At 71.2% G+C, this 16,186-nt stretch carries 14 protein-coding genes; 4 read left to right on the top strand and 10 right to left on the bottom strand.

Features of this window, described 5'->3' with window-relative positions:
- The first annotated feature begins 3 nt into the window (after positions 1–3).
- Positions 4–552: a DUF2058 domain-containing protein gene (locus N787_RS04845; protein WP_034211147.1), complete on the top strand. Its 549-nt coding sequence runs from the start codon at positions 4–6 to the stop codon at positions 550–552.
- Here N787_RS04845 and moeB read toward each other — a convergent pair whose 3' ends face one another.
- On the bottom strand, positions 553–1,686 hold the full coding sequence (moeB, locus tag N787_RS04840) for a molybdopterin-synthase adenylyltransferase MoeB (protein ID WP_034211145.1): 1,134 nt from the start codon (positions 1,684–1,686) through the stop codon (positions 553–555). It abuts the gene before it with no gap.
- A gap of 123 nt (positions 1,687–1,809) precedes the next feature.
- Here moeB and N787_RS04835 point away from each other — a divergent pair, with 123 nt between their 5' ends.
- Positions 1,810–4,383, top strand: a complete 2,574-nt coding sequence (locus N787_RS04835; RefSeq protein ID WP_034211460.1) for a cation-translocating P-type ATPase — start codon at positions 1,810–1,812, stop codon at positions 4,381–4,383.
- On the opposite strand, the gene N787_RS04830 is transcribed toward N787_RS04835, so the two are convergent.
- The 9 genes from N787_RS04830 to ndk form a co-directional block, all read right to left on the bottom strand.
- Positions 4,380–5,618, bottom strand: a complete 1,239-nt coding sequence (locus N787_RS04830; protein WP_034211143.1) for a molybdopterin molybdotransferase MoeA — start codon at positions 5,616–5,618, stop codon at positions 4,380–4,382. The two genes, N787_RS04835 and N787_RS04830, sit on opposite strands and share 4 nt — an antisense overlap.
- Positions 5,615–6,190 (bottom strand): molybdenum cofactor guanylyltransferase, encoded by a 576-nt coding sequence (locus tag N787_RS04825; protein WP_034211141.1) that lies wholly within the window; start codon positions 6,188–6,190, stop codon positions 5,615–5,617. The genes N787_RS04830 and N787_RS04825 overlap by 4 nt, the downstream gene beginning before the upstream one ends.
- On the bottom strand, positions 6,187–7,584 hold the full coding sequence (gene der, locus N787_RS04820) for a ribosome biogenesis GTPase Der (RefSeq protein ID WP_034211139.1): 1,398 nt from the start codon (positions 7,582–7,584) through the stop codon (positions 6,187–6,189). The genes N787_RS04825 and der overlap by 4 nt, the downstream gene beginning before the upstream one ends.
- Positions 7,585–7,613: 29 nt before the next feature.
- Positions 7,614–8,834, bottom strand: a complete 1,221-nt coding sequence (gene bamB, locus N787_RS04815; RefSeq protein WP_034211137.1) for an outer membrane protein assembly factor BamB — start codon at positions 8,832–8,834, stop codon at positions 7,614–7,616.
- 4 nt (positions 8,835–8,838) lie between these two features.
- Positions 8,839–9,483, bottom strand: a complete 645-nt coding sequence (locus N787_RS04810; RefSeq protein WP_034211135.1) for a YfgM family protein — start codon at positions 9,481–9,483, stop codon at positions 8,839–8,841.
- Between the two features lie 69 nt (positions 9,484–9,552).
- On the bottom strand, positions 9,553–10,515 hold the full coding sequence (locus N787_RS04805) for a helix-turn-helix domain-containing protein (protein WP_052575133.1): 963 nt from the start codon (positions 10,513–10,515) through the stop codon (positions 9,553–9,555).
- A complete protein-coding gene (gene pilW, locus N787_RS04800) occupies positions 10,512–11,303 on the bottom strand; it encodes a type IV pilus biogenesis/stability protein PilW (protein WP_052575132.1) in 792 nt (263 codons plus the stop codon). Before pilW ends, N787_RS04805 begins: the two co-directional genes overlap by 4 nt.
- Complete coding sequence (rlmN, locus tag N787_RS04795; protein ID WP_052575168.1) at positions 11,293–12,474, bottom strand: dual-specificity RNA methyltransferase RlmN; 1,182 nt, start codon at positions 12,472–12,474, stop codon at positions 11,293–11,295. Before rlmN ends, pilW begins: the two co-directional genes overlap by 11 nt.
- A gap of 23 nt (positions 12,475–12,497) precedes the next feature.
- A complete protein-coding gene (gene ndk, locus N787_RS04790; protein WP_034211133.1) occupies positions 12,498–12,923 on the bottom strand; it encodes a nucleoside-diphosphate kinase in 426 nt (141 codons plus the stop codon).
- 232 nt (positions 12,924–13,155) lie between these two features.
- On the opposite strand from ndk, the gene N787_RS04785 reads away from it, so the two are divergent.
- The gene (locus N787_RS04785) at positions 13,156–13,779 is read left to right on the top strand and encodes a TetR/AcrR family transcriptional regulator (RefSeq protein WP_034211126.1); all 624 of its coding nucleotides are present in this window, start codon (positions 13,156–13,158) and stop codon (positions 13,777–13,779) included.
- Positions 13,780–13,815: 36 nt separating this feature from the next.
- Positions 13,816–16,185, top strand: a complete 2,370-nt coding sequence (locus N787_RS04780) for a 3-hydroxyacyl-CoA dehydrogenase/enoyl-CoA hydratase family protein (RefSeq protein WP_034211124.1) — start codon at positions 13,816–13,818, stop codon at positions 16,183–16,185.
- Position 16,186 lies beyond the last annotated feature (1 nt).

Here is a 16,186-nt window from a genome sequence, read left to right as displayed (position 1 = left end):
CCCATGGCCAAGCCCAACCCGCTCCAGGAACAACTGCTCAAGGCCGGCCTGGCCAAGAAGTCCAAGGTCGCCGAAGCCGCCCGCGCCCAGGAAAAGGCCCGGCACGGCAAGGGCCCGGCGGAATCGGCGGAAATCCAGCGCGAGGCCGAACGCGCCCGACTCGAGAAAGTCGAGCGCGACCGCGCTTTGGCGGCGGAACAAAAGGCCAGGGCCCGCGCCAGCGAGCTGCTGGCGCAGGCCCGCCAGATCATCCAGGACAAGAAGCTGCCGCGCGCCGGCGACAGTGAGTATCGCTTCACCGCCGACGGCGCCATCCGCACCCTGCTGATCGACGCCGAGCAGCGCAAGCAGCTGGCCTCCGGCGCGATCGTGGTCGCGCGCCTGGGCGAGCGCTACGAGCTGCTGCCCCGCCGCGCCGGCGACCAGGTGCGCGAGCGCGCGCCCGACCTCATCGTGCTCGACCACGGCCAGCCCAGCGACGCGCCCGCTGCCAGCGACGAGGACGACGCCTACTACGCGCAGTTCAAGGTGCCCGACGACCTGGTGTGGTGATCAGCCGGCGCCGCAGGCAGCCAGCGTTTCCCAATACCCGGGGAAGGCGCGGCCCGGTGCACACACCGGGCAGGCCGGATCGGCCGGCAGCCGGGTCTCGCGGAAGCGCATGCGCAGGGCGTCGAAGTGCAGCAGCCGCCCGGTGAGCGGCTCGCCCAAGCCCGACAGCAGCTTGATCGCCTCGGTGGCCTGCAGCAGGCCGATGATGCCGGGCAGCACGCCCAGCACGCCGGCCTCGGCGCAGTTCGGCGCATCCTCGGCCGCCGGCGGTTCGGGGAACAGGCAGCGATAGCAGGGCGCCCTGCCCCGCTGGCGGCCGGCGTCGAACACGCTGACCTGCCCTTCGAAGCGGTGCACGGCGCCGTAGACCAACGGCTTGCCCAACTGCACGCAGGCGTCGGACAGCAGGTAGCGCGCGGCGAAGTTGTCGGCGCCGTCCACCACCACGTCGACGTCGCGCACCAGCGACTCGACGTTGTCGGCGGTGACGCGCACGCGGTGCGTCTCGATGCCGACGCGCGGATTCAGCGCGCGCAGCGCCTCGCGCGCCGAATCCACCTTTGGCACGCCGATGCGCGCCTCGGTGTGCAGGATCTGCCGCTGCAGGTTGCTGCGGTCCACCACGTCGTCGTCGGCCAGCACCAGCCGGCCCACGCCCGCCGCGGCGAGATAGAACGCGGCCGGCGAGCCGAGGCCGCCTGCGCCCACCAGCAGTATGCGCGACGCCGCCAGTTTGCGCTGGCCTTCGAGCCCCACCTGCGGCAGTCGCAGGTGGCGCGAGTAGCGCTCCAGGAAATCCGCGTCCTCGTCGGCACCGGACATCTCCGGCAAGCCGTCGCGCCGCCACTGCTCGAAGCCGCCGGCCACGGAGGCCAGCCGCGTGTAGCCGCGCGCGCGCAGCGCCCGGGCCGCCGCCAGCGAGCGCACGCCGCCGGCGCAGATCAGCAGCACTTCGGCAGCGGGCTCGGGCAACCACTGCGCCGGCGCGGCCTCGAGCGCGGCGCGCGGCACCGCCAGCGCATCGCGCGGCAGGCCCAGGGCGTGCTCGCCGGGCTCGCGCACGTCCACCAGGCGGGCGCCGGCCTGCTGCCGGCGCAGGGCCTCGGCGGGCCCGATTTCCTCGATCTCGTCCATGCCGCCAGTCTAGCGCCCTGCCCCGCCGGCCGGCAGGCGCTTGACCGCGGTCAACGGCGGCGGCCGGCGGGCATGGTGCAATCAGGCATGCTGCGGATGTCGCTGCGGACGGAGCGCGTTTCGATGACCGACCCGCTGTCCCCCACGCCTGCCGGCGGCCTCGACCCCGCCGAGGCGGTGCGCCGCCTCGCGGCGTTCGGCCCGAACGCGCTGCCCGCGCCGAAGCCGCGCAGCTTGGCGCGCATCGTCCGCGAAGTGCTGACCGAGCCGATGTTCCTGCTGCTGGTGCTGGCCGCCGCCAGCTACGTGCTGCTGGGCGACCTGGGCGAAGGCTTGCTGCTGGGTGCGTTCGCCGTGCTCACCATCGGCCTGGTGGTGATGCAGGAACGCCGCGGCGAGCGCGCGCTGCAGGCCCTGCAGGCCCTGGGCACGCCGGTGGCCACCGTGCTGCGCGGCGGCGAGGCGCGGTGCATCCCCGGGCCCGAGGTGGTGCCGGGCGACCTGCTGCTGGTGGAGGAAGGCGAGCGCATCGCCGCCGATGGCGTGCTGCAGGCCTGCCGCGGGCTGACGGTGGACGAGTCGCTGCTCACCGGAGAGAGCGTGCCGGTCGGCAAGCGCGCCGCGCGTGCCGGGGATCCCGACGCCGCCGACCCGGGCGGCGACGACCTGCCCTTCGCGTATTCCGGCACGCTGGCCACGGCGGGCGACGGCCGCGTGCTCGTATCCGCGACCGGGCTCGCCACGCGGGCGGGCCGCATTGGCCGCTCGCTGGCGGTGATCGAGACCGAGGCGACGCGGCTGCAGCTGAACACGCGCCGGCTGGTGCGGCTGTTCGGCCTGTTCGCCGCGGTCGTGAGCCTGGCGATGCTGCTCTTCCACGGGCTGGTGCGCGGCGAATGGGTGGAGGGTCTGCTCGGCTCGATCGCGCTGGCGATGGGCCTGCTGCCGGAGGAATTCCCGCTGGTGCTGACGGTGTTCTTCGCCATCGGTGCGTGGAGGCTGGCGAAGGTGAACGTACTGGCGCGACGTTCGGCGGTGATCGAGACGCTGGGCGCAGCCACGGTGCTGTGCGTGGACAAGACCGGCACGCTCACCGAGAACCGGATGCGCATCCGCTGCCTGGACGCCGGCGGCGAGGTGTTCACCGCGGACGACTCGCCGGGCGCGATGGACGCGGCGCAGCGCGAATTGCTGGAGCATGCCTTCCTGGCCACTCGGCCGCAGAGCTTCGACCCGATGGACCGTGCGGTCGGCGAACTGGCGCTGGCCTCGCTCGAGGGGCGCGACCCCCGGCATGCCGACTGGTCGCTGGGACGCCACTACGGCCTCACGCCCTACCTGCTGGCGATGTCGCAGGCGTGGCGCACGCCGGCCGGCCACCACGCCTTCGCCAGCAAGGGCGCGCCGGAAGCCGTCGCCGACCTGTGCCACCTGCCGGAAAACGACAAGGCCCGCTGGATGGCGCGCGTGGCGGCACTGGCCGCCGACGGTTTGCGCGTGCTGGCCGTGGCGGCGGGTGACCACCGCGGCGAGGCGCTGCCGGACGACCCGCACGACGTCGACTTCCGCTGGCTGGGGCTGGTCGCGTTCGAGGATCCGCTGCGGCCCTCGGTGCCCGCCGCGATCGCCGAGGCGCGGCGCGCCGGCATGGCGGTGAACATGATCACCGGCGATTTCCCGGCTACCGCCTGCGCGATCGCGCACCAGGCCGGCATCGACACCGGCGCCGGCGCCCTCACCGGCACCGAGCTCGACGCGCTCGACGACGCGGCCCTGCGCGCCGCGCTCGGGCGCACGCACGTGTTCGCGCGCATCCGGCCGGAGCAGAAGCTGCGCCTGGTCGAGGCCTTCAAGGCCCGCGGCGACGTGGTGGCGATGACCGGCGACGGCGTCAACGACGCGCCCGCGCTCAAAGCCGCGCACATCGGCATCGCCATGGGCCAGCGCGGCAGCGACGTCGCCCGCGAGGCGGCGGCGATGGTGCTGCTGGACGAGGACTTCGGCGGCATCGTCGCGGCGGTGGCCGTGGGCCGGCGCATCTTCGACAACCTGCGCAAGGTGATGCTCTACATCGTCGCCATCCACATCCCGATCGCGGGCCTGGCGATGCTGCCGCTGCTGCTCGGCCTGCCGCCGTTGCTGCTGCCGCCGCACGTGGTGCTGGTGGAGATGATCATCGACCCGATGTGCTCGGTGGCTTTCGAGAACGAGCCGGCGGAAGCGGACGCGATGCGGCAGGCGCCGCGGCCGCTGTCGGAGCCGCTGGTCGGCGCGCGCCAGCTGTGGGTCGGGCTGGCGCAGGGGCTGGCGCTGCTGGCGGCGTGCCTGGGCGTTTACCTGTTCGCGCTTAGTGGCGGCGATGGGGCAGAGACCGCGCGGACGCTGGCCTTCCTGGCGCTGACCGCCGGCAACCTGATGCTGGTGCGCAGCAACGCCAGCCGGCGCAGCGCCTTCCTGCCGGCGGCGCACCGGCGCACGGCGTTCTGGGCGATCACCGGCGTGGCGTCGGGCGTGGTGCTGGTTTGCCTGGCGGTGCCGGCGCTGCGCGCGCTGTTCGGATTCGGGCTGCCGCACGCCGGGGAAGCGATGCTGGCGATCGCCGCCGGTGCGCTCGGCGGCGCGCTGCTGGAGGTCGGGAAAGCGTTCCCGTGGGTACGCGCCGCGATCGGCCACGCACCCGCGGCGCGCGCGGGCTAGAGGCCGCCGAGCCCGCCGAAGGCCAGCACCTCGACGCGGTCACCCGCGGCATAGTCGGCCGCGCCCTCGGGCAGGCGGATCAGCGCATTGGCGTCGGCGGCGCCGCGCAGGCGGTGCGAAGCCACGGCGGGATTCGGCCGCACCTGCAGCTGGCCGGCGTCGCTGCACGACAGGTTGCCGCGCATGAACTCGAGGCGCGCATGCGGCTTGGCGATCGGCGTCAGCAGCTCCGCGCGCAGCGGCGGGCGCGGCGCGGTGCGTCCCTGCAGCGCATCGAGCAGGCCGCGCCCCAGCGTGAGGAAGGTGGCGAGCACCGACACCGGGTTGCCCGGCAGCCCAAGCACCAGCGCCTCGCCCAGCCGGCCGAACAGCACCGGCATGCCGGGCTTCATCCGCACTTTCCAGAAGTACACCTCGCCCTGCTCGCGCAGCAGCGCCGGCAGGTGGTCCTTCTCGCCGGCCGAGACGCCGCCGCAGGTGATCACCAGGTCGAACGAGAATGCCGCGTCGCGCAGCGCGGTGCGCATGCGCTCCGGATCATCGGGCAGCACCGGCCACGCCACCGGCTCCAGGCCTTCGGCCATCAGCAGGGTTTGCAGCAGCACGCGGTTGCTGTCGTGGATCTCGCCCGGCGCCAGCGGCTGGCCGGGCGGGCGCAGTTCGTCGCCGGTGGTGAACACGGCGACGGTGGGCCGGCGATGCACCTCGAGGCCGTCGTGGCCGAGCGCGGCGGCCAGGCTCAGCCGGGCGGGCGTGAGCACGTCGCCCGCCTGCAGCACGCGGTCGCCGACCGCGACATCCTCGCCCGCGCGGCGCACGTGCGCGCCGGGCGCGACCGTCGTCGTGGCGACCACGCGGCCGTCGGCTTCGCGTGCATCCTCCTTGATCAGCACCGCGTCGGCACCCGCGGGCATCGGCGCCCCCGTGGTGATGCGCGTGCACTCCCCGGCCCCGAGCACCAGGCCGTGGCTGGGGCCCGCGAACTGCTCGCCGGCCAGGCGCAGGCCCGCCGCACCGGCGGCGTTGATCTCGGCGGCGCGCAGCGCGTAGCCGTCCATCGCGGAATTGTCGAAGCCGGGGAGCGGCAGGCCGGCGACGAGGTCGGCGGCGAGCACGGCGCCGTGGGCGCGCGACAGCGGCTGGCGCACGCTCTCGAGGCGGCGATCGGCGGCGACCCGGGCGAGGATGGCCAGGGCGTCGTCGAAGGCGATGCGGGTCGGGAACGGATCGGTCACGGGTCGTAGCCTTCGGGGAAATCGTGCGGGGTGTTGAGGTTCTGGAGCCGGTGCGGCGCGAGGTCGAGGCGCGACACGCGCAGGCGCGCCACGAGCCGGCGTGCGGCGGATTCTCCCGCGTCGAGCATCGCGCCGGCGTGTTCGCGCAGCGCGTCCGTGCGCCACAAGCCGAGCAGCGGCTGCAGGCCGTCCGCATCCGTGACCACCACGCCGTCGCCGTCGGCCGAGGAGGCCAGGTCGTCGGCAAGGCCATCCGGCAGCCGGTCCAGGTCCACCGGCACGGTCATCAGCCAGGGCGTGCCGCAGGCGGCGGCCAGGGCCTCGATGCCGGCCAGCGGACCGGCGAAATCCTCGCGCCGGTCCAGCACCGCGCGCAGTCCCCGCGCGGCGAAGCGCGGATCGTCGGCGCGCACACTGACGAGGCGCTCGGCGAACGCCCCGGGAAACGCCATCAGGATGTTCTCGACCAGGGGCGCGCCGCGGTGCCGCACCCAGGCCTTGTCGCGCCCGCCCAACCGCTGCCCGCGTCCCCCGGCCAGGATGCCGAGCGTGATCGCGTCGCGGTCGATCACCGGCCCTTGACGTGCTTCATCAGGCGGCGCTTGGCCTTGACCTGGCGATCGGTGAGGACGTTCTTCTTGCCCTCGTAGGGGTTGTCGCCTTCCTTGAAGACGAACTTGATCGGCGTGCCGACCAGCTTGAAGCGCTTGCGGAAGAAGTTCTCGAGGTAGCGCCGGTAGCTTTCGGTCAGCGACGTCAGGCGGTTGCCGTGGACGATGAAGGTGGGCGGGTTGGCGCCGCCGGGATGGGCGAACTTCATCTTGGCCACGTGCCCGCGCACCACCGGCGGCGGGAAGCTTTCCACCGCCACCTGCAGGGCCTTGGTCGTCTCGGCGGTGCTGAATTCGTGCGTCGCCGAGGCGTGGGCCCGGTGGATGGCCTTGAAGAGTTCCTTCAGGCCGGTGCCATGCTTGGCCGAGATGGTCACGCGCTCGGCCCACTCGCAGAACGAGAGCTTGCGCTCGAGCATCGAGACGGCCTGCTCGCGGGTGTACTTGTCCTGGCCGTCCCACTTGTTGACGGCGATGACCAGGGCGCGCCCGGAGTTGAGCACGTGGCCCAGCACGGTGGCGTCCTGTTCGGTCACGCCTTCGCCGGCGTCGAGCATCACCACGGCCACCTGGCAGTTCTCGATCGCCTGCAGGGTCTTGAAGACGCTGAACTTCTCGACGGCCTCCTCGACCTTGGCGCGGCGGCGCAGGCCGGCGGTGTCGATCAGCTTGTAGGGCCGGCCGTCGCGCTCCATGTCCACCGCGATCGAGTCGCGGGTGGTGCCGGGCACGTCGGAGGCGATCATGCGCTCCTCGCCCAGCAGGCGGTTCACCAGGGTGGACTTGCCGACGTTCGGGCGGCCGAGGAAGGCGATGCGGATGCGGCCGGGCTCGTCGGGGACGATCTCGACGTCACGCTCGGCCGGCAGTTCGGGGATCACCTGCTCGAGCAGGTCGTCGATGCCGCGCTGGTGCGCGGCCGAGACCGGGATGACGCGGTCGACGCCGAAGCGTGCGAACTCGCCCAGCACCGCCTGTTCTTCCAGCCCATCGGTCTTGTTGACGACCAGGAAGAAGCGCCGGCCGCTCTTGCGCAGCCAGTGCAGGATGTTCTCGTCCAGCGCCGACGGGCCTTCGCGGCCATCGACGACGAACAGCACGAGGTCGGCCTCGCCTACGGCCGACCGGGCCTGGCGCGCGGTGGCGCCAGCCAGGCCCTCTTCGTCGCCCGACATGCCGCCTGTGTCGCAAAGCGCGAACGGATGGTCCTCGTCTAGGCGGCAGATGCCGTAGTTGCGGTCACGCGTGACGCCGGGCTCGTCATGGACGAGCGCGTCGCGGCTGCGCGTGAGCGCATTGAAGATGGTGGACTTGCCGACGTTCGGCCGGCCGACGAGAGCGACCAATGGCAACACGATGGATCTCTCCCGGTGGGCGCGGCCGATCAGTTCGGTTGCGGGAAGGCGGACAGCTTGCCTTCGTTGGTCAGCACGACCAGCATGCCGTTGGCGGCGACCTGCGGGGTGCCGAGGATCGGCGCGCGCTCGATGCGGCTGCGGCCGGCGACGGTACCGTCGGCGGTCCGGATCCAGTGCACGTAGCCCTCGACATCGCCGAACACGGCGTACTCGCCGTGGATGGCGGGCGTGGTCAGCTGGCGGCGCGCGAGGACGTCCTGCTTCCAGATCGCCGTGCCGCTGTTGCGGTCGAGCGCCCAGACGGTGCCGGCGCCATCGGCCAGCAGCAGGCGGTCGGCGAGCAGCGCGATGCCGCCGTAGCCACCGGCGTCGCGGTTCCAGAGCGGACGGCCGCTGTTGGTGTCGATGGCCATGGTCTGGCCCTTGTAGCTCGAGGCGTACAGGGTGCCGAGGCCGAGCTGGATTTCGCCGTCCACGTCGGACATGCGCTCGAGGTCGTTGCGGCCCTCGGGCTCGGCGACCAGCTGCTCCCAGGCGCGCTGGCCGTCGGCGAGGCGCAGGGCGATGACGCTGCCGTCGTCGTAGCCGAGGTAGACCAGGCCGTCGCCGGCCACGGGCGAGCCGTTGCCGCGGATGCCCAGGCCCGGCAGGCCACGGTCGAACACCCACTTGCGGCTGCCGTCGCCGGCATCGAGGCCGAAGGTGCGGCCGTCGCCGCTGCGCACGATGACCAGGCCGTCGGTGACCAGCGGCGTCGCGGTGACCTCGGAGGTGACCTTCGTGCGCCAGCGCTCGGCGCCGCCGTCGGCGTCGAAGGCGATCACTTCGCCGTTGCGGCCGCCGATCACGACCATGCCGTTGCCGACGCCCGGGCTGCCGGACAGGCCGGCATCGATCTTTTCACGGCGCCAGAAGAACACGCGGCTGCCTTCCTTGCCGGTCTTGACCGCCTCGGAATCCCAGATCGTGTCGCCGCTGTTGACGTCCAGCGCCAGCACGCGGCCTTCGTCGTTGGCGACGAAGATGCGCTCGCCTTCGATCGCGGGGCGCTGGCGCAGGCCGAGCTTTTCCTGGCCGTCGCCGAGGTTGCGCGACCACGCCGCGTCGACGTCGATCGGGTTGGCGATCTCGACCAGTTCGGCCGGCTCGATGGCCTTGTTCTTGCTGGAGCCGAACCAGTTCTTGACCGTCGCGCAGCCGGTGGACAGCGTCAGGATCAGGGCGATGAGCAGGGTGCGAAGCAGCATGCGGTCAGGACTCCGGCTGGGCCGCCGGCGAACCGCCGGCATCGGTGAGTTTCATCTCGACGACTGAACGCGTCGGGGCGGCGAGGTCGAGGGTGGCCAGGGCCTGCTCGTAGGCGGAACGGGCGGCATCGCGACGGCCGAGGGCCATCTCGGCGTCGCCGCGGATCTCGGCGGCAACCGAGGGGAAGGCGGATTCCGCGGACAGGCGCTTGAGCGCTTCCTCGGGCTTGCCGCTGGCCAGCAGCAGGCGCGCGGCGCGCAGCTGCGCCAGCTCGGCCAGCATCGGGTCGAGCTTGGCGGTGTCGAGCGCGTCGAGGGCGGCGATCGCCTCGGCGTCCTTGCCTTCGCCGTGCAGGCGCTCGGCCTGCTTCAATGCGACCAGGGCCGGGTAAATGGATTCGGGGTGTTCCTGCGCCAGCACCGTGGCGTGCGCCTCGGCCTTGGCCGCTTCGTCGGCCTCGAGGGCCTGGTTGAAGGCGCGGAATTCGACCGCGGCCTGCACTTTCTCGTTGGCCTGCTGGCCCTGCCACCACTGCCAGCCGCCGAGGCAGGCCAGGCCCAGGGCCACGCCGCCGATCAGGGAGGAGCCGTTGTTTCGCAGCCAGGCGCGAACGCGTTCGCCCTGTTCGTATTCGTCGATCTGGTCCATGGAAGGCTTCTTCTGGCCGGCGCAGCGGCGCCGGCGGGGGTGATCGGGAAACCGGCGGCGGGGCCGCGGTCAGTTGCCCGGGGGAGCGGGTTGGCCGGTAGAGGATACCGTAAAGCGGGCGACGTCCGCCGCGCGATAAGGCGTCATGTCCACCGGCTTGCCGGCGAAACTGACCTCGACCGCATCGGCGTTGCCGAGCGTAATGCGCGCCACCTGTCCGGCGGCGTAACGGCGCACGTCGCCGCCCGCGACCAGGCCGCGCTCGACGCGGCGACCCTGGGCATCAAGCACTTCGACCCAGCTCTCTTCACGGAACGCCAGCTGCAGGCCGGCCTGCTCCTCGCGCTTGAAGGCCGGGGCCATGGAGGCCATCACCGGGTCGGGGCCGTTGGCGGGCGTTGCCTGCGTCATCGCCGGGGCCGGCGTCGACGCAGGTTCGCCGCCGGGGGTCGTGCCGGCATCGGCTGGGCCCTGGGCCGCCAGCGTTGCCTCGGCAAGGCCCGCATCCGCGGGAGCCGCATCGGCAATTTCAGCGCCGGGCGCGGCGGCCTCCGGCATCGCCGGCGCGGCGACCGGCGTCTCGGGCAGCGGGGCCGGGGCCGAGTCGAGCGTGAGCTGCTCCGGAGCCGGGGTGTTCTGGTAGTGGCGGGCCACCAGCACCACCGGGACCACCAGCACGGCGGTCATGAGCAGGTAGACGGCGTTGCGCAGCGACTGGTCGAGCACGCGGCGCATGCGCGAGCGCGATCCCATCGGCACCAGCTGCGGCGTCGGCTTGGACTGCGCGGCCTGCTCCGCCAGCGACTCCGGCAGTCCGACCAGGCGCAGGTAGCTGCCAAGGTAGCTGCGGACGTAAACCGGAGCGCCCAGCCGGGCCCAGTCGTCGCGCTCCATCGCCTCGACGATGGCCACCGGCAGCTTGAGCTGCTGGCCCACCTCGGCGATCGAGAGTGACTGCGACACCCGCGCCTGCCTCAGGCGAAGGCCGATCGGATCCTGGAACAGGGCTTCCTGCGTGACGTCTTGGGTCATGGCTGGAGCGAACCTTGGTTGTCGGACGGCGTGAAGTCGGGGAATTGCTGCTGCAGGCGCAGGCGGTAGCGGCCGGCCGCGGCGGCGTCGCCGGCGCCCTGCTCGATCCGCACGGCCAGGTCGAGCAGCTCGGGCGTCACCGCGCCCAGCGACTCGCGCCGCTGGTAGAAGGCGCGCGCGGACATGAAATTGCCGCGGCGGAACTGCAGCTCGGCCATCTGGCCCAGCAGCGCGGGGCTCTCGGGCGCGACCTCGATGCCCTGGCGCAGGTGCTTCTCGGCCGCCTCGAGCTGGCCGGCGCCCATGGCGCACTTGCCGGCGTTGAAATAGGCCTGGTCGCGCGCCTTGTAGAACGGATCCTTGACCGCGCGCGTGAACACCGCTTCGGCCTCGGCGGCGCGGCCCTTCTCGCACAGCCAGGCGCCGTAGACGTTGAGCACGTGGCCGGACTCGGGATCGAGCTTTCCGGCGCGCTCGAAGTGCTCGCCGGCGCGGGCGCTGTCGCCGAGGCGCTCGCGGATCAGGCCGAGCACGACCTGCACGTCGGCGGAATTGGGATCGCTGCGCAGGGCGCGGTTGGCGCGGTCGAGCGCGTATTCGAGCTTGCCGGCGGCGAGGTAGTTCTGGGCCAGGTTGAGGTTGGCGATGCCCTTGTTGCTCATCGCCGCCTGCGAGCCCGGCGAGCTGCCGCCGCTGGTGGCGGCGCTGGGGCCGCCGGTGGCGGCGCAGCCGGCGGCGAGCGCGAGGGCGAAGGCGAGCAGGCTGTTGCGAACGGCGTCACGCGGCATCGGACACTCCCTGTTGTTCGAGCTTGCGCTTGAATTCGGACTGGCGGCGGGTCTTGTCCATCACCTGGCCCTTGAGCTGGCCGCAGGCGGCATCGATGTCGTCGCCGCGGGTGCGCCGGACCATGGTCAGCACCTTCTGGTCGAGCAGGATCTTCTGGAAGGCGCGGATGTCGGCCTCCTCGGAGCGCTCGAAGCGGGTGCCGGTGAAGGGGTTGAACGGGATCAGGTTGACCTTGGCGGCGTCCTCGCGCTGCACGCGCGCGTCGAACTTGCGCATCAGCTGGGCGAGCGCGCGGGCGTGCGCGGGCTGGTCGTTGACGCCCTTCATCATCGTGTATTCGAAGGTGATCGAGGTGCGCGGCTTGCGCAGCGCGTAGCGCACGCAGGCGTCGAGCAGCTCGGCGATCGGGTACTTCTTGTTCAGCGGCACCAGCTGGGTGCGCAGGTCGTCGTCCGGCGCGTGCAGCGACACCGCCAGCGACACGTCGCTGACCTCGGAGAGCTTGTCGATCATCGGCACCAGGCCGGCGGTGGACAGGGTGACGCGCTTGTTGGCCAGGCCGAAGCCGTAGTCGTCGCGCATCAGGCTCATGGCGCGCACGACGTTGTCGAAGTTCAGCAGCGGCTCGCCCATGCCCATCATGACGACGTTGGTGAGCTTGCGCTGGTGGTGGGTCTTGTTGCCGAGGTGCTTCGAGGCCGTCCACACCTGGCCTATGATCTCGGCGGTGGACAGGTTGCGGTTGAAGCCCTGGGTGGCGGTGGAGCAGAACTGGCAGTTCAGGCCGCAGCCGACCTGGCTGGACACGCACAGCGTGCCGCGGCCCTTGTCGGGGATGAACACGGTCTCGATCGAGTTCGAGGTGTCCATGCCCAGCAGCCACTTGTGGGTGCCGTCGCTGGAGCCCTGGTCGAGCACCACGTTGGGCGGGCGGATCTCGCAGTGCTGCTCGAGCCGGGACCGCAGCGCCTTGCCGACGTCGGTCATCTGGCCGAAGTCGGTGACGTGCTGGTGGTACATCCACTTCATGATCTGGTGGGCGCGGAAGCGCTTCTCGCCGAGGGTCTCGGCGAAGAAGCGCTCCAGGCCCTCGCGATCGAGGTCGAACAGGTTCACCCGCGCGCCGGCCTGCCCTTCCGGGTTGGTCAGCGAGGGGATCAGCTTGTCCATGGCCTCGGTCACGTGGGCATCGCTCAGCGCGGGCAGAGCTCGGTGGCGGCGAAGAAGTACGCGGTTTCGATCGCGGCGTTCTCCAGGCTGTCCGAACCGTGCACGGCGTTGGCGTCGATCGACTGCGCGAAATCGGCGCGGATGGTGCCGGCCGCGGCTTCCTTCGGGTTGGTGGCGCCCATCAGGTCGCGGTTCTTCTGCACGGCGTTCTCGCCTTCCAGCACCTGGATCATCACCGGGCCGGAGATCATGAACTCGACCAGCGCGTTGAAGAACGGGCGCTCGCGGTGCACGGCGTAGAAACCTTCGGCTTCCTTGCGGGAGAGGTGCTTCATCTTGGCGGCGACGACCTTCAGGCCGGCCTTCTCGAAGCGGGAGTAGATCTCGCCGATCACGTTCTTGGCGACCGCGTCGGGCTTGATGATGGAAATGGTGCGCTCCAGCGCCATGGTGAAACTCCGTGGGTTCTTAGGGGTTGTGGGGCCCGCAAATTTAACACAATTCCCCGTCCCGGCGAGGGTTTAGCGGCAATCCTTGCAAACTTCCCGAGGCTCGGTCACCCGGCCTTGCCCTGCCCCGGGGCCAAGGTTCGGCCAGCCGCTTGATTCAATCAGGCATTTGACGGCGGCCCGGACCGGCGTACACTCGCCAACAACCGTTTGAATCGAGCGCTGGCAGGCCATGACCACGACCCACTTCAACACCAAGGAACGCATCCTCGGCGCGGCCGAGGAGCTCTTCGCCCAGCACGGCTTCGCCGGCACCTCGCTGCGCCAGGTGACCAGCCGGGCCGACGTCAACATCGCCGCGGTCAACTACCACTTCGGCAGCAAGGAAAACCTGGTCAACGAGGTCTTCCGCCGCCGCATGGACGAAATGAGCGAGCGCCGCCTGGCCCAGCTGCGCCGGGCCCAGGAGGAAAAGCCCGGCGACCTCGAGGCCATCCTGGCCGCCTTCATCGAGCCGCCGCTGGCCCTGACCATCGACCGCCACGGCGGCTCGGCCTTCGTGCGCGTGCTGGCCCGGGCCTTCGCGGAGAAGAACGACCGCCTGCGCAAGTTCCTCTCCGACAACTACGGCCACGTGCTGCGCGAGTTCGCAAAGGCCATCGGCCAGGCCGTGCCGGCCCTGGCCAAGGAGGACCTGTACTGGCGCCTGGACTTCACCGCCGGCGCGCTCACCTACGCCATGGCCGATTTCGGCCTGATCAAGCGGCCGACCGGCGTGTCCGAGAAGGCCCACTGCGAGAAGGCCGCCCAGGCCCTGATCCGCTTCGCCGCCGCCGGCCTGCGCGCCGCCGGCTGACCTTTCCACGATCCCTCCTCCCACGGAGCTTTTCCCATGCCCCAACTCCGCATCCGCAAGGTGGCCGTCCTCGGCGCCGGCGTGATGGGCGCGCAGATCGCCGCCCACCTCGTCAACGCCGACGTCGACACGATCCTGTTCGACCTTCCCGCCAAGGAAGGCCCGCCCAACGGCATCGTCGACAAGGCCATCGCCAACCTCGGCAAGCTCTCGCCGGCGCCCTTCGCCAGCAAGGCCAAGGCCGCGGCCATCACCCCGGCCAACTACGACCAGCACCTGGACCTGCTCAAGGACTGCGACCTGATCATCGAGGCCATCGCCGAGCGCATGGACTGGAAGAAGGCGCTGTACGACCGGATCGAGGCCTACGTGGCCCCGAACGCGATCCTGGCCTCCAATACTTCCGGCTTGTCCATCAATGACTTGGCCGAAGTTCTTCCGGAATCACTTCACTCCCGGTTCTGCGGCGTGCACTTCTTCAACCCGCCGCGCTACATGCACCTGGCCGAGTTGATCCCTTGCGCGAAGACCGACAAGCAAGTGCTTGAAGGGCTTGAGACTTTCCTGGTCACGACCCTAGGCAAGGGCGTGGTCTACGCCAAGGACACCCCGAACTTCATCGGCAACCGCATCGGCGTGTTCTCGATCCTCTCCACCCTGCACCACACGGCCCAGTTCGGCCTCGGCTTCGACGAGGTGGACGCCCTGACCGGCCCGCTGCTGGGCCGCCCGAAGTCGGCGACCTACCGCACCTCGGACGTGGTCGGCCTCGACACCATGGCCCACGTCATCAAGACCATGGCCGATACCCTGCCCGACGACCCGTGGCACAAGTACTTCAAGGCCCCGGACTGGCTCAAGGCGCTGATCGACAAGGGCGCGCTGGGCCAAAAGACCGGCGCCGGCATCTTCATGAAGAAGGGCAAGGACATCGTGGTGCTGGACCTCAAGGCCCAGGACTACCGCCCGGCCACCGGCGAGGCGGCCCCCGAGGTCGTCGCCATCCTCAAGAACAAGAACCCGGCCGAGAAGTTCGCCCAGCTGCGCGCCAGCCCGCACCCGCAGGCGCAGTTCCTGTGGTCGGTGTTCCGCGACCTGTTCCACTACAGCGCCTACCACCTGGCCTCGATCGCCGAGACCGCCCGCGACGTCGACCTGGCCATCCGCTGGGGCTACGGCTGGAGCCTGGGCCCGTTCGAGTCCTGGCAGGCGGCCGGCTGGAAGCAGGTGGCCGAGTGGATCGCCGAGGACATCGTCGCCGGCAAGTCCATGTCCAACGCGCCGCTGCCGAACTGGGTGTTCGATGGCCGCGAGGGCGTGCACGCGGCCGAGGGCAGCTTCAGCCCGGTCCGCGGCGAAGTGCTGCCGCGCTCCAACCTGTCGGTCTACCACCGCCAGCGCTTCCCGGACCCGGTGCTGGGCGAGCGCGCGGACCCGGGCACCACGGTGTTCGAGACCGACAGCGTGCGGATGTGGCACGACGGCGACGGCATCGCGGTGCTGAGCTTCAAGACCAAGATGAACACCGTCGGCGACGGCGTGCTGGCCGGCATCGGCGAGGCCATCGACCGCGCCGAGAAGGACTTCCGCGGCCTGGTGCTGTGGCAGACCAAGGAGCCGTTCTCGGCTGGCGCCGACCTGTCCGGGGCCATGGCCTCGCTGCAGGCCGGGCGCGTGGATGAGTTCGAGGCGATGGTAAAGACCTTCCAGGCCACCAGCCAGCGCATCAAGTATTCGCTGGTGCCGGTGATCGCCGCGGTGCGCGGCCTGGCCCTCGGTGGCGGCTGCGAGTTCCAGATGCATTCGGCCCGCAGCGTGTTCTCGCTCGAGAGCTACGTCGGCCTGGTCGAGGCGGGCGTGGGCCTGCTGCCGGCCGGCGGCGGCCTGAAGGAGATCGCGGTGCGCGCTTCGGCGGCCGCGGGTCCGGGCGGCGACGTGTTCGCGGCGCTCAAGCCCTACTTCGAGACCGTGGCGATGGGCAAGGTGTCCGCCTCGGCGCTCGAGGCCAAGGAGCTGAAGCTGGCCCGCGACAACGACGTCGTGGTGTTCAACCAGTACGAGCTGCTGCACGTGGCCAAGGCCCAGGCCCTGGCGCTGGCCGAGTCGGGCTACCGCCCGCCCCTGCCCGCCCGCCAGGTGCAGGTGGCCGGCGACGTCGGCATCGCCACCTTCAAGATGATGCTGGTGAACATGCTCGAGGGGCGGTTCATCTCCCCGCATGACTACGAGGTGTCCTCGCGCATCGCCACCGTGCTGTGCGGCGGCGAAGTCGACCGCGGCGCCGTGGTGGACGAGGAGTGGCTGCTGAAGCTCGAGCGCGAGCATTTCGTCGCGCTGGCCCAGATGCCCAAGACGCAGGAACGCATCCTGCACACGCTCAAGACCGGCAAGCCGCTGAGGAACTGAC

The sequence above is a fragment of the Arenimonas metalli CF5-1 genome (genome assembly GCF_000747155.1).
GTDB lineage: Bacteria > Pseudomonadota > Gammaproteobacteria > Xanthomonadales > Xanthomonadaceae > Arenimonas > Arenimonas metalli.
Note: the sequence above shows the minus strand (reverse complement) of the source record. Positions and strands in the feature narration are given on the sequence as shown.

Coding starts and splice junctions, on each gene's coding strand:
- N787_RS04845 (WP_034211147.1), top strand. CDS start 4: ATGGCCAAGCCCAACCCGCTCCAGGAACAACTGCTCAAGGCCGGCCTG.
- moeB (WP_034211145.1), bottom strand. CDS start 1,686: ATGGACGAGATCGAGGAAATCGGGCCCGCCGAGGCCCTGCGCCGGCAG.
- N787_RS04835 (WP_034211460.1), top strand. CDS start 1,810: ATGACCGACCCGCTGTCCCCCACGCCTGCCGGCGGCCTCGACCCCGCC.
- bamB (WP_034211137.1), bottom strand. CDS start 8,834: ATGCTGCTTCGCACCCTGCTCATCGCCCTGATCCTGACGCTGTCCACC.
- N787_RS04810 (WP_034211135.1), bottom strand. CDS start 9,483: ATGGACCAGATCGACGAATACGAACAGGGCGAACGCGTTCGCGCCTGG.
- N787_RS04805 (WP_052575133.1), bottom strand. CDS start 10,515: ATGACCCAAGACGTCACGCAGGAAGCCCTGTTCCAGGATCCGATCGGC.
- pilW (WP_052575132.1), bottom strand. CDS start 11,303: ATGCCGCGTGACGCCGTTCGCAACAGCCTGCTCGCCTTCGCCCTCGCG.
- rlmN (WP_052575168.1), bottom strand. CDS start 12,474: ATGGACAAGCTGATCCCCTCGCTGACCAACCCGGAAGGGCAGGCCGGC.
- ndk (WP_034211133.1), bottom strand. CDS start 12,923: ATGGCGCTGGAGCGCACCATTTCCATCATCAAGCCCGACGCGGTCGCC.
- N787_RS04785 (WP_034211126.1), top strand. CDS start 13,156: ATGACCACGACCCACTTCAACACCAAGGAACGCATCCTCGGCGCGGCC.
- N787_RS04780 (WP_034211124.1), top strand. CDS start 13,816: ATGCCCCAACTCCGCATCCGCAAGGTGGCCGTCCTCGGCGCCGGCGTG.